16 protein-coding genes are annotated in these 17,186 nt (G+C 56.9%); 11 read left to right on the forward strand and 5 right to left on the reverse strand.

The window, feature by feature from the left end; all coding sequences use genetic code 11:
* Positions 1–25: 25 nt before the first annotated feature.
* Together B9Z33_RS00895 and B9Z33_RS00900 are read right to left on the reverse strand one after the other, a co-directional pair.
* Complete coding sequence (locus B9Z33_RS00895) at positions 26–778, reverse strand: DUF3047 domain-containing protein (protein ID WP_108285168.1); 753 nt, start codon at positions 776–778, stop codon at positions 26–28.
* Positions 779–957: 179 nt separating this feature from the next.
* Positions 958–2,067, reverse strand: a complete 1,110-nt coding sequence (locus B9Z33_RS00900) for a porin (RefSeq protein ID WP_108285169.1) — start codon at positions 2,065–2,067, stop codon at positions 958–960.
* A 354-nt stretch (positions 2,068–2,421) separates the two neighbouring features.
* Here B9Z33_RS00900 and coq7 point away from each other — a divergent pair, with 354 nt between their 5' ends.
* Positions 2,422–3,048 (forward strand): 2-polyprenyl-3-methyl-6-methoxy-1,4-benzoquinone monooxygenase, encoded by a 627-nt coding sequence (gene coq7 / locus B9Z33_RS00910; RefSeq protein WP_108285171.1) that lies wholly within the window; start codon positions 2,422–2,424, stop codon positions 3,046–3,048.
* A gap of 89 nt (positions 3,049–3,137) precedes the next feature.
* Here the strand turns inward: coq7 and B9Z33_RS00915 are convergent, their stop codons facing one another.
* Positions 3,138–3,593 (reverse strand): OsmC family protein, encoded by a 456-nt coding sequence (locus B9Z33_RS00915; protein WP_108285172.1) that lies wholly within the window; start codon positions 3,591–3,593, stop codon positions 3,138–3,140.
* A gap of 342 nt (positions 3,594–3,935) precedes the next feature.
* Between B9Z33_RS00915 and B9Z33_RS00920 the strand changes: the two genes are divergently transcribed.
* Positions 3,936–6,611 (forward strand): TonB-dependent siderophore receptor, encoded by a 2,676-nt coding sequence (locus B9Z33_RS00920; protein ID WP_108285173.1) that lies wholly within the window; start codon positions 3,936–3,938, stop codon positions 6,609–6,611.
* A 90-nt stretch (positions 6,612–6,701) separates the two neighbouring features.
* Entirely contained in the window at positions 6,702–8,249 is a 1,548-nt protein-coding gene (gene ilvA, locus B9Z33_RS00925) for a threonine ammonia-lyase, biosynthetic (RefSeq protein WP_108286060.1), read from the forward strand.
* A gap of 92 nt (positions 8,250–8,341) precedes the next feature.
* On the opposite strand, the gene B9Z33_RS00930 is transcribed toward ilvA, so the two are convergent.
* Together B9Z33_RS00930 and B9Z33_RS00935 are read right to left on the reverse strand one after the other, a co-directional pair.
* Entirely contained in the window at positions 8,342–11,032 is a 2,691-nt protein-coding gene (locus B9Z33_RS00930) for a hypothetical protein (protein WP_108285174.1), read from the reverse strand.
* Positions 11,033–11,104: 72 nt separating this feature from the next.
* Positions 11,105–11,560, reverse strand: a complete 456-nt coding sequence (locus tag B9Z33_RS00935; RefSeq protein ID WP_108285175.1) for a type II secretion system protein N — start codon at positions 11,558–11,560, stop codon at positions 11,105–11,107.
* Positions 11,561–11,581: 21 nt separating this feature from the next.
* On the opposite strand from B9Z33_RS00935, the gene gspG reads away from it, so the two are divergent.
* From gspG to gspN, 8 genes are read left to right on the forward strand one after another with little or no spacing between them, the layout of a single operon-like run.
* On the forward strand, positions 11,582–12,019 hold the full coding sequence (gspG, locus tag B9Z33_RS00940; protein WP_108286061.1) for a type II secretion system major pseudopilin GspG: 438 nt from the start codon (positions 11,582–11,584) through the stop codon (positions 12,017–12,019).
* Positions 11,994–12,470, forward strand: coding sequence for a prepilin-type N-terminal cleavage/methylation domain-containing protein (locus B9Z33_RS00945; protein ID WP_108285176.1), 477 nt, complete (start codon positions 11,994–11,996; stop codon positions 12,468–12,470). The genes gspG and B9Z33_RS00945 overlap by 26 nt, the downstream gene beginning before the upstream one ends.
* Positions 12,467–12,820, forward strand: coding sequence for a type II secretion system minor pseudopilin GspI (gene gspI / locus B9Z33_RS00950; RefSeq protein ID WP_108285177.1), 354 nt, complete (start codon positions 12,467–12,469; stop codon positions 12,818–12,820). Before B9Z33_RS00945 ends, gspI begins: the two co-directional genes overlap by 4 nt.
* A complete protein-coding gene (locus B9Z33_RS00955) occupies positions 12,820–13,560 on the forward strand; it encodes a type II secretion system protein J (RefSeq protein WP_108285178.1) in 741 nt (246 codons plus the stop codon). Before gspI ends, B9Z33_RS00955 begins: the two co-directional genes overlap by 1 nt.
* The gene (gspK, locus tag B9Z33_RS00960; RefSeq protein ID WP_108285179.1) at positions 13,557–14,555 is read left to right on the forward strand and encodes a type II secretion system minor pseudopilin GspK; all 999 of its coding nucleotides are present in this window, start codon (positions 13,557–13,559) and stop codon (positions 14,553–14,555) included. The genes B9Z33_RS00955 and gspK overlap by 4 nt, the downstream gene beginning before the upstream one ends.
* Positions 14,556–14,562: 7 nt before the next feature.
* Complete coding sequence (gene gspL, locus B9Z33_RS00965) at positions 14,563–15,825, forward strand: type II secretion system protein GspL (RefSeq protein ID WP_158270152.1); 1,263 nt, start codon at positions 14,563–14,565, stop codon at positions 15,823–15,825.
* Positions 15,822–16,379, forward strand: a complete 558-nt coding sequence (gspM, locus tag B9Z33_RS00970; RefSeq protein ID WP_158270153.1) for a type II secretion system protein GspM — start codon at positions 15,822–15,824, stop codon at positions 16,377–16,379. Before gspL ends, gspM begins: the two co-directional genes overlap by 4 nt.
* A complete protein-coding gene (gspN, locus tag B9Z33_RS00975) occupies positions 16,376–17,170 on the forward strand; it encodes a type II secretion system protein N (RefSeq protein WP_108285181.1) in 795 nt (264 codons plus the stop codon). The genes gspM and gspN overlap by 4 nt, the downstream gene beginning before the upstream one ends.
* Positions 17,171–17,186 lie beyond the last annotated feature (16 nt).

The following is a 17,186-nucleotide window of genomic DNA, read 5'->3' on the forward strand; positions in this document are numbered from 1 at the left end:
GGTGTCGCGCACAAGACTGGTGCAATCAATCGAGCCGGATGTCACCATACCAAGCTTTCGCATGGCTGCGGGTGTTGTCTGTGTCGGTCATGATGGCGATACCCACCAAAGCACCCGGGGGCTCGCCAAACGCCTTTTCAAAGTCAGCGCGAACATCGCGTTCATAGTGTCGCCACTGCTTGATGTGGGCCGCACCAGACTCCATCACCAATTTGCGCACACGGTCGGTGCGTGGGTTGACGATGACCGACTCCACCGGCCGGTGGTTGCACCACACATACATCAGGGTGGCATAGGGCAAAGGCTCGCCTGTTAAAGCTTCAGTCAAATCACTGAGCATCGCATTCTTCGCTGAGAACCGGCTGCGATCGCCCTCAAAAGCCAAGATCAAACGCACAGGAGAGTCTTCGCTGTCGCGCTCGCCCATGTCGGCTTGCGCAATCAAACCCTCAATCTGCCATTGAAATTGCAAACGCCCCAACCGATCGGCCGGCACATTCAGCTTTTGACGCAGCATGCTGGCAGAGGATTGGGCATCGGCTTTCACAGCGATGCGCTGGTCATGCTTTTCAAGTTGAAAGGCAGTGCGCAATTTGGATGGCAGCAGCACAGGCGTCCAGCGCAAGGTGTCTTGCGGACTGAACAGCAGCGGCGCATCAACGGGTTTGGTCAGCACGGCGTTTGTTTGCAAGCCATCTTGACGCCAAGCGCAGCCAGACAAGCCAAAGGCCAACAACGCGCCCCAAAAGAACCGACTCCGCACACAGCGAACAACCATGCAAAGCTCCTTGACTACAACCCTTGACCCCAAACACCTCGTGTCATCTTAAGACATGAAGAACAACAGGGCGGCAGCACAGCAACAAAGGCCTGCGTATCGCCCATGAAAAAACCCACCGTGTTGCCACGGTGGGTTTTTTGTCTTTTAACTCTCAGCTGGCTTGCGCCAGCGTCAAATTAGAAGGAGTGCTTCACGCCAGCTTCGAAGCCTTTGGACTTCACGCCAGTGAAGTCTGTAGCAGCAGCGGAACCAACCGAGTTACCGAAGCCAGCTTCGTTCTTCAAAACAGCGTAAGTAGCGTACACGGATGTGCGCTTGCTCAGGTCGTACACAGCGCCCATGGCGAACTGGTTACCGATTTTGGTGCTGCCAACCTTACGTGCAACGTAAGAAGCCTTCACAGTGGTAGCGCCGAAAGGAGCGGCCACACCCAGGATGGTGGACTTGATTGTGTCGGAGCTCACACCGGCAGTGTCGGTGATCTTGTCGGTCTTGTAACCGGCGCTCAACTTGGCCATGCCCAGGTCATAAGAACCGGCCAGGAAGTTGGTGGCCCACTTGGCAGTGTCGGTTGTACCTTTAGTGGATTGTGTACCGAAAGCAGCAGACACAGGGCCGTTAGCGTATGCCAACTTCAGGCTGGTCATTTTGCCAGCGCTGCGGTTAGTTGTAGTGGTGTTTTCAGCACCCAAGCTGTACATCAGGCCAGCAGAGAAACCGCTGAACGATGGGGTGTAGTAAGCGATGCTGTTGTTGGCACGAACTGCGTTCGCGTCAGCGTAAACGCCAGATGCGGCTGTACCAGCATAGTTACCACCAGCCAAGGCTGTTTCAGCAGCGATAGCTGCTGCGTTGGCTTCAGGAGCCACAGTAACGGAGTTAGCCAAGTTGTAAGAAGAACCCACACCGTTGGTGCCGAATGGATCAGCGATGCCAGCGATCGTGAACAATGGGGTGTAGTCACGGCCCAAACGCACTTCACCGAAACCGCCAGCCAGACCAATGGTCGACTTACGGCCAAAAGCGATAGCAGTTGCACCTGTGTCAGGTGTGTGGCCAGCTTCGAAGTGGAAGTTGGCCGACAGACCGCCGCCCAGATCTTCAGTGCCCATGAAACCCAGACGGCTGGAGTAGATGCCGTCTTGAGCCATGCCTTGGAACTTGTTAGCGCCAGTGGTCACGGAACGGTAGTTCAGGTCAGCGCCACCGAACAATGTCACGGTGGATTGTGCGAAAGCAGCGCCTGTGGCAGCAACAGCAGCCAGAGCAATCAGAGTTTTTTTCATTGCAAGTTTCTCCAAAGTTTAAAAAAGAGCTTGGGGTTCGTGAGGTGAAGATCACCCGTCTAAACACTAAGCCAACCTCCAATTTCGGAAGGTTGGGTGTATTGCACCAGAGCGGACGGCCTTTTCCAAGAATTTGAAGGAATAAAGGGCTTTTCCGTTGCATTGCTGCAACAAACCCCATCCACAGACACCCAACTCGGATCACTTTTGAATATTTTCTTCAACAAATTCAACAACTTCCAAAGACTGTCAAATGCATCAGGTGAAATAAACAAAACAGGCACATGCCCCCAAGAACTGCATACCAACGCCACTCTGCTTTACAGTCTGGTGATCTATTAGCGCATACCCCCAATGACCCTCAACGCTTTGATTTTGGCCGCCGACAGCGCTTTGCGCACTTTGTGGGCCGAGCCCCGTGCCAGCCGCGCCACCCCGCAAGCCCAGGCCCTGCCCATCGAGCTGTCGGACACCGAACGCCGCGAAGCCGCCGCCTTGATGCGTGTGAACCATGTGGGCGAGGTCTGCGCGCAGGCGCTTTACACCGGTCAGGCCCTGGCCTGCCATAACCCGGCGCTGCGTGCCCAGCTGGCCGAAGCCAGCCGCGAAGAAACCGACCACCTGGCCTGGACCAAGCAGCGCCTGGACGACCTGAACGACCGCCCTTCGCTCTTGAACCCGCTTTGGTATGCCGGGGCGTTTGCCATTGGTTATGCCGCAGGCAAGCTGGGGGGAGATCAGGTGAGTCTGGGCTTTGTGGTGGAGACCGAACGCCAGGTGGAGGCCCACCTGCAAAGCCACATGGACCGCCTGCCAGCAGCTGACAGCGCCTCACGCGCCATCGTGTCGCAAATGAAGGCCGATGAAATCGCCCATGCCCAGATGGCGCAAAAGGCGGGCGCGGTGGAACTGCCCGCCCCGGTCAAGGCCCTGATGCAGGCCGCAGCCAAGGTGATGACGACAGTGGGGCACCGGATTTAGTGGGCTGCCGCTTAAGTTAGTGGGGCTTGTGAGCTGCCCTGCGGGCATGGAATAAGGCCTGCACACAGGCAAGCCTTTTCAACAACTCTTCAGGCTTGGACTTCAACCAGCTCAAAACTGGTGGTGATTTTGGCCGTTTTGCCCAGCATGATGCTGGCCGAGCAGTATTTGTCGTGGCTCATGGCAATGGCCCGTTCCACGGCGCTGGCGGGCACGCCTTTGGCGGTGACGGTGAAATGCATGTTGATGCGGGTGAAGACTTTGGGGTCGACCTCTGCGCGTTCGCTGGTGATCTTGACGCTGCAGCCGCGCACGTCGTGGCGGCCACGCTTCAAAATCAGCACCACGTCGTAAGCCGTGCAACCGCCGGTGCCTGCCAGCAGCATTTCCATGGGGCGGGGGGCCAGGTTTTGACCTCCGTTTTCAGGCTTAACGGCATCGGGTGCGCCGTCCATGGCCACCACGTGACCTGAGCCGGTTTCGGCCAAAAACCCCATGCCGGAGCGGGTACCGGCAGCGCCGGTCCAAGTGACTGTGCATTCCATATGTGCTTTCTTGGCAGTGGCTCGGCACCTTTGCACGCGCCACTGGAAATGAATTGGAAGCGGATCGTAAACCGGATTGAGCTGAATATCTTTGCAAGATTTTTCAGTTTGATACACATCACTTGCTGCAATGCAGCAAATATCCAGCTAAAATCTGCACACGCGTGCTTTTTTGCATGCACCTGTTGTCTCCTCCACCCTCTGAAAAGGTGGATTTGCCCCAAGCCGCAAGGCTCGGGGCTTTTTTTTTGCGCAAATTCTTTGGGTACTTTTGAATTAATAATGGTTTAATCTTTTTCTTGTCAGGTCACTATGAATCAAAAGTGACAAAAGGAAAGATTTATGAGCATTGCTCGAAACACCTTCAAAACCAACTTCCGGTCACTGAAAATCGAACGACATCAGCGGTTGGCGTTTTGTTTGGCCGGGCTCCTTGGGCTTGTTTGTTTGCCGGGACGCGCCGAGTACAACGTGACGATCGTGGACAAAGCCCCTGAATACCGCCAGTTCGGACGGGTGGAAATCACCGGTTCCAGCATCGTGAACCCTCGCGCTCGGGAAATTTTGCCAGTGCGGGTCATCGATCAACGCGAAATTCAGCGCCTAGGGGCTCAGAACACGACCGAGTTGATTCAGCGACTGCCTGCCATGCATTCAGCCAATGAGTTGGGCGGCGTGAATTCAGTAGGCAAAGGAGGCAACGAAGCTGGCGCCATTCACGGCTATGAAGCCGGGACTTTGGTTTTGATCAATGGTCGACGCGTGGCCCCGCTGGCGTCACAACGTGCAGATCTGGACCGCACGGCTGTCGATTTGTCATTGCTGCCATTGAGTGCGATTGCGCGCATCGAAATCCTGTCCGACGGCGCATCGACCACTTATGGCAGCGAAGCCATTGCCGGCGTGATCAACATCATCACCCAGGAACACACCGATGGCTTGACCCTCAAAGCGGAAATGCTCAACCCTCAAGGTTCGGGGGGCAGCGGTAAAACGATGGCATTGAATTGGGGTCGGGGAAAACTGGCCCAAGATGGCTATGCCTTGCAAATCCACTTTGAAGCGTCCGAGCGGGAAGCTTTGCTGGCCAAAGAGCGCAGCTACACTGACCCTCGGGCCAAACCTTATGGCGTGGATGCCAACGGGCGCCCACTGACGTTTGTGCCGCGGTACACGAACTACTCGCATTCCTCGCCAGGAAAAACCTACAAACCCGTTGAGACAGCCGCCGACTGCACAACAGGTTATGACTTTGTGCCGGATGTGACGTTGTCGCTGAGCAATCCGGCCTACCACGGCATCAAGCGTTGCCTGTCGAGCACCTACCGGAACAGCAACATTTACCCTGAAGAGCGCTCACAAACCCTGTATGCCCAGTTTGACCGAGTCTTGTCGGCCCATCACACCCTGTTCTCGGAGCTTTCGCTGCAGCACGCGGCCAATGCATACACAAACTTATCCCCAACCAACACCGCCTTGGTCTTTAAGGCGCCCAATTATTATTACTACGCACCGGATGCCTACCAGTCGGGGGTGCGAACACAGAACAACGACAGAAAACGGTTGGTACTCGGCTCCCGTGGAAGCTTGGCTGATTGGGATTACACACTCAGCGCAGTACACAGCCAAAACGGCACACAACTCAATGAGGAAGGAGCTTACCAAGCGACTACAAGCGCGCAGTGGACCGCCTTGCTCCGGCCCTATGCGAACGAACTGGTCAACGACCCTGCCAGCTATTCAACGGGGCTGAAAAATGCATTGAACAGCCGAATTCGAGACCCCCGTCTGCTCAGTGAGGCGAGCATCGTTCAACAAGGGCTGGAACTGCGGGGCTCCAAAGTGGTTGGCGAGACGCAATGGGGCGACATCCAGCTGGGCAGCGGTGTTTTTGCGCAGCAGCAAAAACTGGACATCACAAACCCGGCGAGCCCCGTGCTCATGCCCAGCTATTCAGCGCAACGCAAAAACATGGGGGCTTCGCTGGAGTTGCAAATTCCGGCTTGGGAGAACTTGGAACTGATGGGAGCCATGCGCGCTGAAAAGTACACCGGTTTTGGATCGGTTTTGACTGGCAAGGTCGGGCTCAAATACGCTTTGACAGAAAAAAGCCATCTGCGTGCCAACGTGGGCACAGGCTACAGAGCCCCCACCTTGAGCCAGATGACGCCAGTCGCCACATATGTTTTGGCCGGCACCACACAAAACAACAAACCGTTAAGCGGTTTCGCCTTAGGCAACCCTAATTTGCAACCCGAAAAATCGACGCAATGGAGTTTCGGTGCGCATGCCCAACCCCAAGCCAATTGGGGCATTGGCGCAGATTTCTGGCAGATCCGTGTCAAAGATACTTTTGGCACACCCACCATTTCGCAAATCGATGCAGATCCCCGGCTGAAAGCCGCGCACTACACGGTCAACCCCGATGGCAGCGTTCGTTACGACTTGCTGGCCATGAACCTGGGACAAATGGAAAAAAGCGGTATCGATTACTACGTTCAACACCGGCTGCCCACCGACTGGGGGCGTTGGTTGCTGGGCATTGAAGGAACCCACAACCTGAAGTCACGCCGCAGCAACTATCCCGGCGACCCCCTTGTCTCGGACTTGGGGCAGTACCAAGTGGCGTACGAATCCGTCACACCACGCAACAAAATCAGGTTCACATCGGGGCTGGAACAGGCCAATTGGGGTATCAACAGTCAAATCAACTACATGTCAGGCAACCGTGAGCCCATCCCGCTTTACAGCGTGGTCGACTACCGTGGTTTGCCCGTTGGCGACAGTTACACCCATCAAGTCAAGGACACCTGGACCTTGGATGTGTCTGGCTGGCACGCGCTTTCCAAATCATTCAAGCTGCATTGGTCGGTCACCAACCTCACCAACGAAACGCCCCCCGAGCGCTTCACGTCCTTGGGGGCCACCATCATTTCATCCCTGCCCCGCTCTGACACCCGATACAACGACTATTACGGTAGGACGTTTCGCCTCACTGTGGAATGGAAAGTATGGTGACCTGGGGGCCCCGTCGAGGCACAAATCAAGGGCTATCATTGCTTTTTGTCTCACGGGATGGTGCAGCTGTCCTGCATATTGCGATTTCTCATGGCTACACCTCACCTCAAACCCGCCGATTACCTGATCAAGATCCTGAATGCCCGCGTCTACGACGTGGCCACAGAGTCGGCTTTAGAACCCGCCAAAAACCTGTCGCGCCGCCTGCACAACCAGGTCTTGCTCAAGCGGGAAGACCAGCAGCCCGTGCACAGTTTCAAACTGCGCGGGGCTTACAACAAGATGGCGCACTTGACGCCCGAGCAGCTCAAAAAAGGTGTGATTTGCGCGTCGGCCGGCAACCACGCACAGGGCGTGGCGCTTAGCGCCAGCCGCTTGGGCACGCGGGCAGTGATCGTCATGCCGACCACCACGCCGCAGGTCAAGATCGACGCGGTCAAAGGCCTGGGCGGCGAAGTGGTGTTGTTTGGTGACAGCTATTCAGATGCCTACAACCACTCGGTGGCGCTGCAGAAAAAGCAGGGGCTGAGCTTCGTGCACCCCTTTGACGACCCCGATGTGATCGCGGGCCAGGGCACGATTGCCATGGAAATGCTGCGCCAGCACCAAGGTCCGCTCGATGCGGTGTTTGTGGCCATCGGCGGCGGCGGCCTCATCAGCGGGGTGGCCAACTACATCAAGGCGGTGCGCCCCGAGGTGAAGGTGATCGGCGTGCAAATGAACGACTCCAACGCCATGATCCAGTCGGTGGCTGCCAAAAAACGCGTCACCTTGCCCGATGTGGGCCTGTTTTCGGACGGCACCGCGGTCAAGCTGGTGGGCGAAGAGACCTTCCGCGTCGCACGCCACCTGGTCGACGAATACATGACCGTGGACACCGACGCGGTGTGCGCGGCCATCAAGGACGTGTTTGTGGACACCCGCTCGATCGTGGAGCCCGCAGGTGCACTCGCCGTGGCCGCCATCAAGCAATACGTGGCCACGCACAAGACCAAAGGCCAGACCTATGCGGCCATTTTGTGCGGCGCCAACATGAACTTTGACCGCCTGCGCTTTGTGGCCGAACGGGCCGACGTGGGCGAAGAAAAAGAAGCGCTTTTTGCGGTGACGATTCCTGAAGAGCGCGGCAGTTTCAAGCGCTTTTTGGAGCTGATTGGCAGCCTGCCCGGCGGCCCGCGCAACGTGACCGAGTTCAACTACCGCATGAGCGACTCTGACAAAGCCCATGTGTTTTTGGGGTTGAGCACATCGGCCAAGGGCGAAAGCACCAAGATCACCGCCAATTTCAATAAAAACAAGTTTCAGGCCATCGACCTGACTCACGACGAGCTGGCGAAAGAGCATATCCGCCACATGGTGGGCGGGCACTCGGCCATGTCACAAGACGAGCGCCTGCTGCGCTTTGAGTTTCCGGAACGTCCGGGTGCCTTGCTTAAATTTTTGAGCCTGATGCGCCCGGGCTGGAACATCAGCCTGTTCCATTACCGCAACCAAGGCGCCGACTACGGGCGCATTCTGGTAGGCCTGCAGGTGCCGCCTAAAGACGACAAGGCGTTTGCCAAGTTTTTGGAGGCGCTGGGGTATCCGTATGCGGAAGAAACAAGTAATCCGGCGTACCGAATGTTTTTGCGAGCATAAAAAAACGGTCATCTTGCGATGACCGTTTTTTGGAAGATTGGTATCGAATAAGCAACCACAGACCTGTTGGAGTGTGGTGCTTATCTATCAGCTTACCAAACCTTAGGGACGCACTGATTTCCCTGCTTGGCCTGCACAGGGTGTACAAAGCCTCGTTCTCCTGTGTAGCCCAACTTACCATCCGAAGTATTAGCCAAGAACAACGGGTCGGTATCTTGGTTAGGTCGATCTGACACCGAGTTGCCTGCATAAGGGTAAACGGTTTTATTTGGGTAATCCCACCATACTTCACGCATCTCCATCAACTGCCGCCCGCTGACATCACTCAACTGAACATACGCCTGACGCGACCTTACGAAACCCTTGTAAGCAGAGCAGAAGTTCAGATTACCATCCTTTTCACGGCTAATCAGATCGCTAAATCGCAATATTTGTGATTTATCGCTGGTTGCGACCAGCCGGCCACGATCAGAAACATATTGCTTACGAACTCTTTGATTGAAGTATTGAGTAGCATTTCCGGCACCACACGTTGTGGCTGCAAATGTATTTGTTAAAGCGGTAGTTACGATGGTGCCTCCGCGATATTTGGATGAACTGACTAAACCACAATTCGCCGCATTGGGTGCAAGTACTGTGAATTGGCCAGCAGAAACATCGTAGTCTTTACTTCGACTACCGTCGTCGTAGGTGAACAATGGACTAGCCGTCCTCTGATAGGTTCCCCACTGGTCATAACTGCTCATGTAACGACCGGCATAGAAACTGCCAAAGACTGAGCCGTCAGCTAAGGTGGTTTTGTTACGGCTCCATGAAATGGCCAAATCTTGTCCAACTTCCAACTGAGCCAAATTAGCTCTGGTTTCGTTAGTAACGCCCGGAAAGCCAAAGGTGCTGGGGTCGAAGTTGGCATCAGGCAATGCGAAAGCATCTGCGGCCAAGGTGTAGGTGAAGGTGTAAGGCAAGACCGATTTGGTCACGCCATCGCTGTTTTTCTTGTTGACAGCAGCACCAACGCCTTGTGGCGGCTGAACACTGGTGTTGGGTGAAAATTTTGAAGCGTCCAAGTACAAAGTGACGGAATAAGGATCACCTTTTTTAGGCAAGACATAACCAGCGTCTCGCGAAACGTCGTAACGCAACAAGTCAAACAATGGATTACACGTCGTCGAATCTGGTCTCCAGCGATGGATCCCGTTAGCGCCTGGTGTTCCAGTCCATGTCGCTTGGTTTCTCTCGACATATACCGATGGGTCTATTGCATAAGCTGAGCAACCAAATGTACGACGATCAAACACCTCAACACCTGCTGCAAGACCATTTCGGTTGACGTCTGTTCCGCCAGTCAATCCATTAACGACGGCACCACTGGCTTGACGTGCAGATGGGAATCCGGCACCTGTGACGTGCGCACCAAAAATCACGTCATTTTGCCCAGCAAACCATGGCTTGAGCATTATCGAAACGCCCTGCTCGTATTTAGGGTAATAAGGGTATTGGCCACTAGCGTCGGCCTTGTGGTTAAAGCGCGGCGCCATGTAAAAGAAGAAGTCCTTCTGGTTGCCATAAGCCTTGACGTTGGTGCCATCGTCTGCCACCAAGATCTGACGCATCACCACATCAGAATCCTTTGAAAACTTCAGCAAAATTCGGTAGACGCGCTGACCATCGTCCGCCAAAAAAGAGCCTAGGGCCGTTGAAACCACAGAGACTGAAACGCCTGTCAAGTCAGTGGTTTCAAAAGCATCAGACAACCAACCGCGCACCCAACGCCAAGGGCTCATGCCTTTGTCTTTGAAGTTGGCGTGAAAAATATTGCTTGCAGCGTTTGTGACACCGTCACATGCACCAGATGCAGGCAAGGTGGGTTCGGTTTCCACATCACAACCCGCCCTCATTTGAGTTGTGAACCGCTCTGCGAATGCTTTTGCACGATCCAAATTCAAGGGCGTTGCTTTAGCAGTAATCGCACCGGCAGGGGTTGCCACAGTGCCAGAGCTGGCCAAAATTTCAACACGTGGACCGCTGCCAAAATTAGACTCATCCTGATTTCGGTCTGCCAAAATAATTTTTCCGCTCGACACAGAAAGAGACAGTTGGTCCAAGGTGGCGTCGTGCTTGCGCGCATTCCCAGAGTTGGCAGCGCCAGGCGTTGCATCCAAGGGGTCAGACACGAAATTGGGGTTGCTGCTGAAGTCAGCCACGTTGGACAACGCGCTGACCAACTTTGCGTTGGCATCAGTCAATCTGGCAGAGGTGACGGCTTGCATAGCGGCGCTGTTGCCATAAGCCAATGAAGGTTGTGCGCCCAATGTCAAGGCTGCATGTGCCTCCGTCAGAGGCGTCACGTTCACGGTCGTGGCACCAGAACCTGCCGTCACGGCGTGCAACACCGCTGGCCCCATGTCGCCCGACTCGGTCAACATCTGGCCCACAATACGGACCATGAAAGGGCCCGTCAACCCATTCAACATGGTCGATGTCAAAGCATATTGACCGTTGGCGTCAGTGGTCACCAACGCTGTACCGGTGCTTTCGTCTTGACCTTCAGGAGTTCTGCCCAGACTGTCAACCACATACACCTTCGCATTGGCAATGGGTGCACCAGTGGCAGCAGTGCCCGCGATAGTGGTCGCCACAGACCCTGAACCGCCACCGCCACCGCCACCGCCACCGCAAGCCACCAACACTGCAGCCGCAGCTGGCAGCAACACCAACCTTATTGTTTGCTTCAACATAAAGAACCCCTCAGGTAAAAAAATACTGATGAGTTCATTTTGCATTCTAAAAATATTTTTTAGAAGCAATTTTCGATGGGTGTTTACCCTTAATTAACAAAATTGGCAAAAACGACTTTACGGCTTGTTTTCGGCGGGCAGCGCCAGCACCCGCTCTAACGTGGATGAAGTTAAGCGGGCTTGCCGGGCAGTCAAAGACGCCAGTGTCCAGCCGTCTTGAACGGTTTGGCCTACTCGGTACGCTTTGGCTGGCTGGCCATCCACGGCAATCAGGGCACTGCCTTGGCCAGAGGCGCTGACGATGACGCCCATCAACTGATAGTCACTGCCAGTTTGACTGGAGGGGCCTGTCACTGCGCTCGCGGTTTGACCCAAGGCTTTGGCGATGGGGGCACTCAGGTCGGCAGAGGGCTGGCTGGCAGGGGCAGGCACAGAGACTGCCATCGCAACGCCGGTCTTTGGCATGTGCAATGCCCAAAACACAATACTGGCTGCAGCCAGCGTCCAGACACCCACTGTGACCAGCGGCAAAACGGTCTGACCCGAAGGGCGTGGCAGTGAAAATGAGGACATGTCCGGATTATGATCGACAACATGAAAACAAATTCGATAAGCAAATCACACCGTCAAAGGGGTTTCACCCTGATCGAGCTGATGGTGGTGCTGGCCATCATTGGTGTGCTGGCCGCCTTGATCGTGCCCAATGTATTGGGCCGCGCCGACGATGCCCGCATCACTGCCGCACGCACCGATGTGAGCAATCTGATGCAGGCGCTCAAACTGTACAAACTGGACAACCAGCGCTTCCCGACCGGGGAGCAAGGCCTGAACGCCCTCTTGCTCAAGCCCAGCACAGAGCCGGTGCCGACCAATTGGAAACCTTATCTTGAAAAATTGCCTAACGACCCCTGGGGCCGTCCTTACCAATACATGAACCCCGGCATCAAGGGCGAGGTGGATGTGCTGTCCTTTGGCGCTGACGGACAAGCCGGCGGCGAGGGCAACAATGCGGACATTGGCAGCTGGCAGTAAATACCCAAAGGTTCGAGGGTTCACACTGCTCGAATTGCTGGTGGTGGTGGCTTTGATCGCAGTGGCCACGGCGGGCGTGAGTTTGTCACTGCGAGACAGTGCCGACAGTGCCCTAGAACGCGATGCCGAACGCTTGGCAACTTTGCTTGAGACCGCTCGCGCCCAGGCCCGGGCCAACGGCTCGCCTGTGGTTTGGCGCACCCAATCCCTCAATGATTCACAAAGTTTTGTGTTTGAAGGTTTGCCGCCACCTGGGCTACCCAAGCATTGGCTAACGCCCAGCACCCTTGTGGCCACCGATACCGCTGTGACGCTCGGTCCAGAGCCCTTGATCGAGCCGCGAGCCATCGCCCTGTCCAGTCGCACCCGGCCTGATCGGCAGCTGTGGGTGGTCACCGATGGCCTGCGGCCTTTCAAGGTTCAAAACACACCGACGCAGGTGCAACGATGAGCCAGCGAGGCTTCACGCTGATTGAGGTGCTTGTGGCGCTGGGCATCACGGCCGTCGCGTTGATGGCAGGGTTGAAGGCAACAGGTTCGCTCAGCCGCAATGCAGAGCGCCAGACGGTGAGCATGCTGGGGCAAATCTGCGCGGACAACGAGCTCATCGCTTTGCGTCTGCGCAGGCAATTGCCCGACACGGGCAACCGCAGCGTCGATTGCTCGCAGGCCGGGCGCGTGTTGCAAGTGGATGTGTCGGTGCGACCCACGCCCAACCCCAATTTCAGGCGGGTCGATGCACGGGTACTGGACCAGGGCAACTATGTGCTGCAGGTGTCTACCGTGATGGGGCGCAACTGATGGCGGCAAAGATACACCAACACAAAACGCCGACGCCAGTACAAAGCGGGTTCACGCTGATTGAGGTGCTGGTGGCCATCGGCGTGATGGCTTTGATGGCTTTGATGGCTTGGCGCGGGCTGGACGGGATGCTGCGCACGCAAAGCAGCCTGCAATCGCGCTCAGACGACATACGCACTTTGCAAGCAGGCCTGGCCCAGTGGCATACCGACTTGGACCATCTGGCCGAATTGCCTGGCACACCCAGCTGGGATTGGGATGGTCAGGTGCTGCGCCTGACACGCCGAAGTGCAGAAGCCCCGCCGACAGTCGCCAGCGCACAAACGAGCGTACAGGTGGTGGCCTGGACTTGGCGTCGCGATCCTGGACGCCCGGGCGGCGGTGACTGGCAACGCTGGCAATCTGCCCCGCTGACACAACGGCAAGATTGGCAAAACGCTTGGATCTTGTCGCAGCAATGGGGGCAAACGCCCAGCGATGCATTTCGCACGGGGCAGGTCCAGATTCACCCCTTGGCGGGTTGGCAATTGTTTGTCCACCGCGGTGGCAGCTGGACAAACCCTTTGTCCAGCGATGCCGTGACCTCGGTGGCCAACACCACGGCCAGCACAAATGCGAATGCCAGTGGCAGCAGTCCCGATGGTGTTCGTCTGGTGCTGAACCTGCCACCCGGCCCTTCGGGTGCGGGTGCAGTGACCCTGGACTGGGTTCGTCCAACCCTGTCAGGAGCGCCTTCATGAGGTACGGTGCGCCCGTTCAACACGCACAGCACCAGCGCGGTGCAGCACTGCTCATGGCCATGCTCACGGTGGCACTGGTCACCACGCTGGCCAGTGCGACCCTTTGGCAGCAGTGGCGGCAAGTCGAGATCGAAATCGCCGAGCGCGGGCGCAGCCAGACCACCTGGATGATGACGGGTGCGCTGGACTGGACCCGCCTGATCCTGCGTGAAGACGCGGTATCGACCCAAGGCACGGGCGTTGACCATTTGGGTGAGCCCTGGGCTTTACCCGTGCAAGAGTCCAAGTTATCGACCTTTTTGTCGCAGGACCAACAGTGGCGCGAAGGCGATGCCGAAGTGTTTTTGTCAGGTCAAATCACCGATGCGCAATCGCGCATGAACGTGATGAACCTGATCGAAGACGGCAAGGTGTCCCCCAAAATGCTGTCACGCTTTGGCGCATTGTTTGAACGGCTGAATTTGCCATTGGGCGAACTTCAAATGCTGGCAAATCAAATGCAAACGGCCTTGCAAGCCAAAGCACCCGCCCAGACCAAGCCCACTCCAGCAAGCGCCAACATCCCCTTGATGCCACAGCACACAGCACAACTGGTGTGGTTGGGACTGAGTCCCCGCACCTTGGCCGCCTTGCAGCCCCACATCACCTTGCTGCCCGAAGCCACGCCTGTGAACCTGAACACGGCTTCGGCCGAAGTGCTGTCGGCCAGCTTGCCGGGGCTGGATCTGGCCACCGCCCGCCAAGTGGTTGACCTGCGCCAGCGTGGGCATTGGGCCAGCCTCGACGCCGCCCGCGAGGCATTGGGCGCAGCGGGCCGCCAAGTCGACGACAAACAACACAGTATTCAGAGCCGTTATTTCGAAGTCAATGGCCGGATGCGCATTGACAACGTGGTGCAACAAGAACAGTCGCTGGTGCGCCGCGATGGCAAGCAAGTCAGCCTGGTGTGGCGCCTCAAAAGCCCGCAACAACAATTGCCCCCCCCTCTACAATGAGCTGTTCATGCGCACCTTGATCATTCAATTGCCGCTTGGCCTGCCTGGGGCCCAACTGACGTATCCGCACGCGGTCGTTGAAGCAGAACACGGTGCCAAAGCTTTGCCCATGCAATGGGCTACCGCCAGCTTGTTGCCTTTGGCCGACCGACAAACGGAGGTGGTGGCCTTGCTGCCCGCAGCCGCGCTGTCATGGCATCGTGCAGAAGTGCCCCCCGGGCTTCATAAACAAGCGTCACGCTTGCAGTCGGCCTTGCAAGGTCTGCTGGAAGACCACTTGCTGGACGATCCGGCGCAACTGCACATGGCTTTGCAACCAGACTGGAAAGACTCAAGCCGCCCTTGGGTTGCTGTATGTGACAGGGCCTGGCTCAGTGCCCACCTTCAGGCGCTGGAGCAAGTCGGGTTGACCGTGCACCGCATCGCACCCGAATTGAATCCGTCTTCTGCACTGGCTTTTGGAGCAGAACTGCAACTGACGGCTTTGGGCGACGCCGAGTCTGGCTGGCTGTGGATGAGCCACCCTGAACGGGGCGTATGGGGGTATCCCATGCACGCGCTGCAGCCACAAGGCCAAGGCTTGGGGCTTTCTGAACAAGACAAACAAAGCATCGACGTACAAGCAGAACCCGGGGTGGTGGCATGGACCAGCGACCGTCTGGAAAGACAAGCTCGGTTGATGTCACCCGGCCAACACTGGTTGGCAGCGGTAGCGTCAGACTGGGACCTCGCGCAATTTGACTTCAAGGCAAACGCACGTTCTCGCCAACTGAAAGTCTGGCAACGCGCTGGCAGCACGTTTTGGCACAGCACCACTTGGCGACCAGTGCGTTGGGGGCTGTGGGTCTTGTTGGCCGGGCAGCTGATCGGTCTCAATGCCTGGGCGTGGAAAACCCGCGCCGATTGGCAAGCACAGCAAGAAAACTGGTCCCAGATTCTGCGCGAGACGTTTCCTAAAACACAGCTTGTGGTGGATGCCCCTTTGCAAATGGCCAAAGAGGTCGAGCGGCTGCGCCAGACTTCGGGTCAGCTCAGTGCCAGCGACCTGGAGTCGATGCTGGGCAGCCTGGGACAAGCCATGCCAGAGGGTACGGTGCCACCGGACCAATGGGTTTACCAGCCCGGTCAATTGCGCGTACCCCACTTCAAGCCCAGCAGCACGGAACAACAAGCCCTGCAAAAATCTCTGACAGCCCGCGGCTACCGCTGGCAACGCGAAGGCGATGTTTGGCTGATGACGATTGCCACACCTGTGGAGGCCAAGCCATGAGCCAGTTGCCCATCAAGAGTCCCCTGCTTGGCGCGTTGCAGCAGGCGTGGACACAACGCAGCCCGCGAGAAAGACAGCTCTTGCGCTTGTGTGCATTCGCTCTGTTGCTGGCGGCCTTGTGGAGCCTGGCTGTGGCCCCCGCATGGCGCACTTGGCAAAAAGCACCGGCACAGCAAGCCCTTTTGGACGCCCAAAGCCAAAGCATGCGGCAGCTGCAAGCGCAAGCCAAAATTTGGCAAGCCAGCCGCCCCATCAGCCGGAGCGAGTCCATTCAGTGGCTAGAGACCCATCTGAGCGAATTAGGACCAGACGCCAAAATAAGCCTGCAAGCTGACCAGGTCACACTGAGCCTGAACGCAGCCCCCGCCGAGGACCTGGCCCACTGGCTGAGAATGGCGCGTGAATGGGCCATGGCCATGCCCGTTCAAGCCCAACTGCAGCGAGGCCCAAGTCCATCCACCCCTGCCACTGCAGACAAACAAGCCAAGCCTTCTATCAGCCCCACCGACAACACCGCCCTGTTGCGCGGCACATTGGTGTTGAGACTGCCATGATCACCCAACCTGCCCGACTGACCTGGATTTATGCCTTGTGGGGAGCGCTGCTTGGCTTAGGCTTGGCCGGGATCGTCTGGGCACCAGCCAGTTGGCTGGCGTGGGGCATCACACAAGCCAGTCAGGGGCAAATCCAATGGCAGGATGCACGCGGCACGGTCTGGTCTGGTTCTGCGCAACTGGTTTTGACGGGTGGCACAGAAAGCCGAGACGCCCAGGCTTTACCCAGCCGATTGCAATGGACCTTGACACCGCGTTGGGCTGACCTGCACATCCAGTGGAACGCCAACTGTTGCATGACAGAACCCGCTAAATGGCACATCAAGGCGGGCTGGTCAACCTGGCAAATTCAAGCCAGTGACCACACATCGACATGGCCGGCCGCTCTGCTCACAGGCTTGGGTGCCCCGTGGAACACCTTGCAACCTGATGGTCAGCTGCAACTGAACACACAGGGCCTGCAACTGCAGTGGGCAGAAGGTCGAATGCAGTTAAAAGGTCAAGCCCAATTGCAGCTGCAAAACATGTCAACGCGCCTGAGCGCGAGCCAACCCATCGGCAGTTACTTGCTGCAATTGCGTGGCAGCCCCGAAGGCACGCCAACCCCGAGCTTGCAACTGAGTTCACAGCAAGGCCCTTTGCTCTTGAACGGTGAAGGCCAATGGGTCGGTGCCCGACTGCGCTTCAAAGGCGAAGCCAGCGCGCAAGCGGGCCACGAACAAGCACTCAACAATTTGCTGAACATCTTGGGCCGCCGACAAGGTGCGCGCAGCCTGATTTCTTTGGGGTGACCTTGCACCCTGACTG

Source organism: Limnohabitans sp. T6-20, assembly GCF_003063505.1.
Lineage (GTDB): Bacteria > Pseudomonadota > Gammaproteobacteria > Burkholderiales > Burkholderiaceae_C > Limnohabitans_A.

Excerpts from the sequence above, each read along its gene's own strand:
- B9Z33_RS00895 (WP_108285168.1), bottom strand. The coding sequence starts at position 778 with ATGGTTGTTCGCTGTGTGCGGAGTCGGTTCTTTTGGGGCGCGTTGTTG.
- B9Z33_RS00900 (WP_108285169.1), bottom strand. The coding sequence starts at position 2,067 with ATGAAAAAAACTCTGATTGCTCTGGCTGCTGTTGCTGCCACAGGCGCT.
- coq7 (WP_108285171.1), top strand. The coding sequence starts at position 2,422 with ATGACCCTCAACGCTTTGATTTTGGCCGCCGACAGCGCTTTGCGCACT.
- B9Z33_RS00915 (WP_108285172.1), bottom strand. The coding sequence starts at position 3,593 with ATGGAATGCACAGTCACTTGGACCGGCGCTGCCGGTACCCGCTCCGGC.
- B9Z33_RS00920 (WP_108285173.1), top strand. The coding sequence starts at position 3,936 with ATGAGCATTGCTCGAAACACCTTCAAAACCAACTTCCGGTCACTGAAA.
- ilvA (WP_108286060.1), top strand. The coding sequence starts at position 6,702 with ATGGCTACACCTCACCTCAAACCCGCCGATTACCTGATCAAGATCCTG.
- B9Z33_RS00930 (WP_108285174.1), bottom strand. The coding sequence starts at position 11,032 with ATGCAAAATGAACTCATCAGTATTTTTTTACCTGAGGGGTTCTTTATG.
- B9Z33_RS00935 (WP_108285175.1), bottom strand. The coding sequence starts at position 11,560 with ATGTCCTCATTTTCACTGCCACGCCCTTCGGGTCAGACCGTTTTGCCG.
- gspG (WP_108286061.1), top strand. The coding sequence starts at position 11,582 with ATGAAAACAAATTCGATAAGCAAATCACACCGTCAAAGGGGTTTCACC.
- B9Z33_RS00945 (WP_108285176.1), top strand. The coding sequence starts at position 11,994 with ATGCGGACATTGGCAGCTGGCAGTAAATACCCAAAGGTTCGAGGGTTC.
- gspI (WP_108285177.1), top strand. The coding sequence starts at position 12,467 with ATGAGCCAGCGAGGCTTCACGCTGATTGAGGTGCTTGTGGCGCTGGGC.
- B9Z33_RS00955 (WP_108285178.1), top strand. The coding sequence starts at position 12,820 with ATGGCGGCAAAGATACACCAACACAAAACGCCGACGCCAGTACAAAGC.
- gspK (WP_108285179.1), top strand. The coding sequence starts at position 13,557 with ATGAGGTACGGTGCGCCCGTTCAACACGCACAGCACCAGCGCGGTGCA.
- gspL (WP_158270152.1), top strand. The coding sequence starts at position 14,563 with ATGCGCACCTTGATCATTCAATTGCCGCTTGGCCTGCCTGGGGCCCAA.
- gspM (WP_158270153.1), top strand. The coding sequence starts at position 15,822 with ATGAGCCAGTTGCCCATCAAGAGTCCCCTGCTTGGCGCGTTGCAGCAG.
- gspN (WP_108285181.1), top strand. The coding sequence starts at position 16,376 with ATGATCACCCAACCTGCCCGACTGACCTGGATTTATGCCTTGTGGGGA.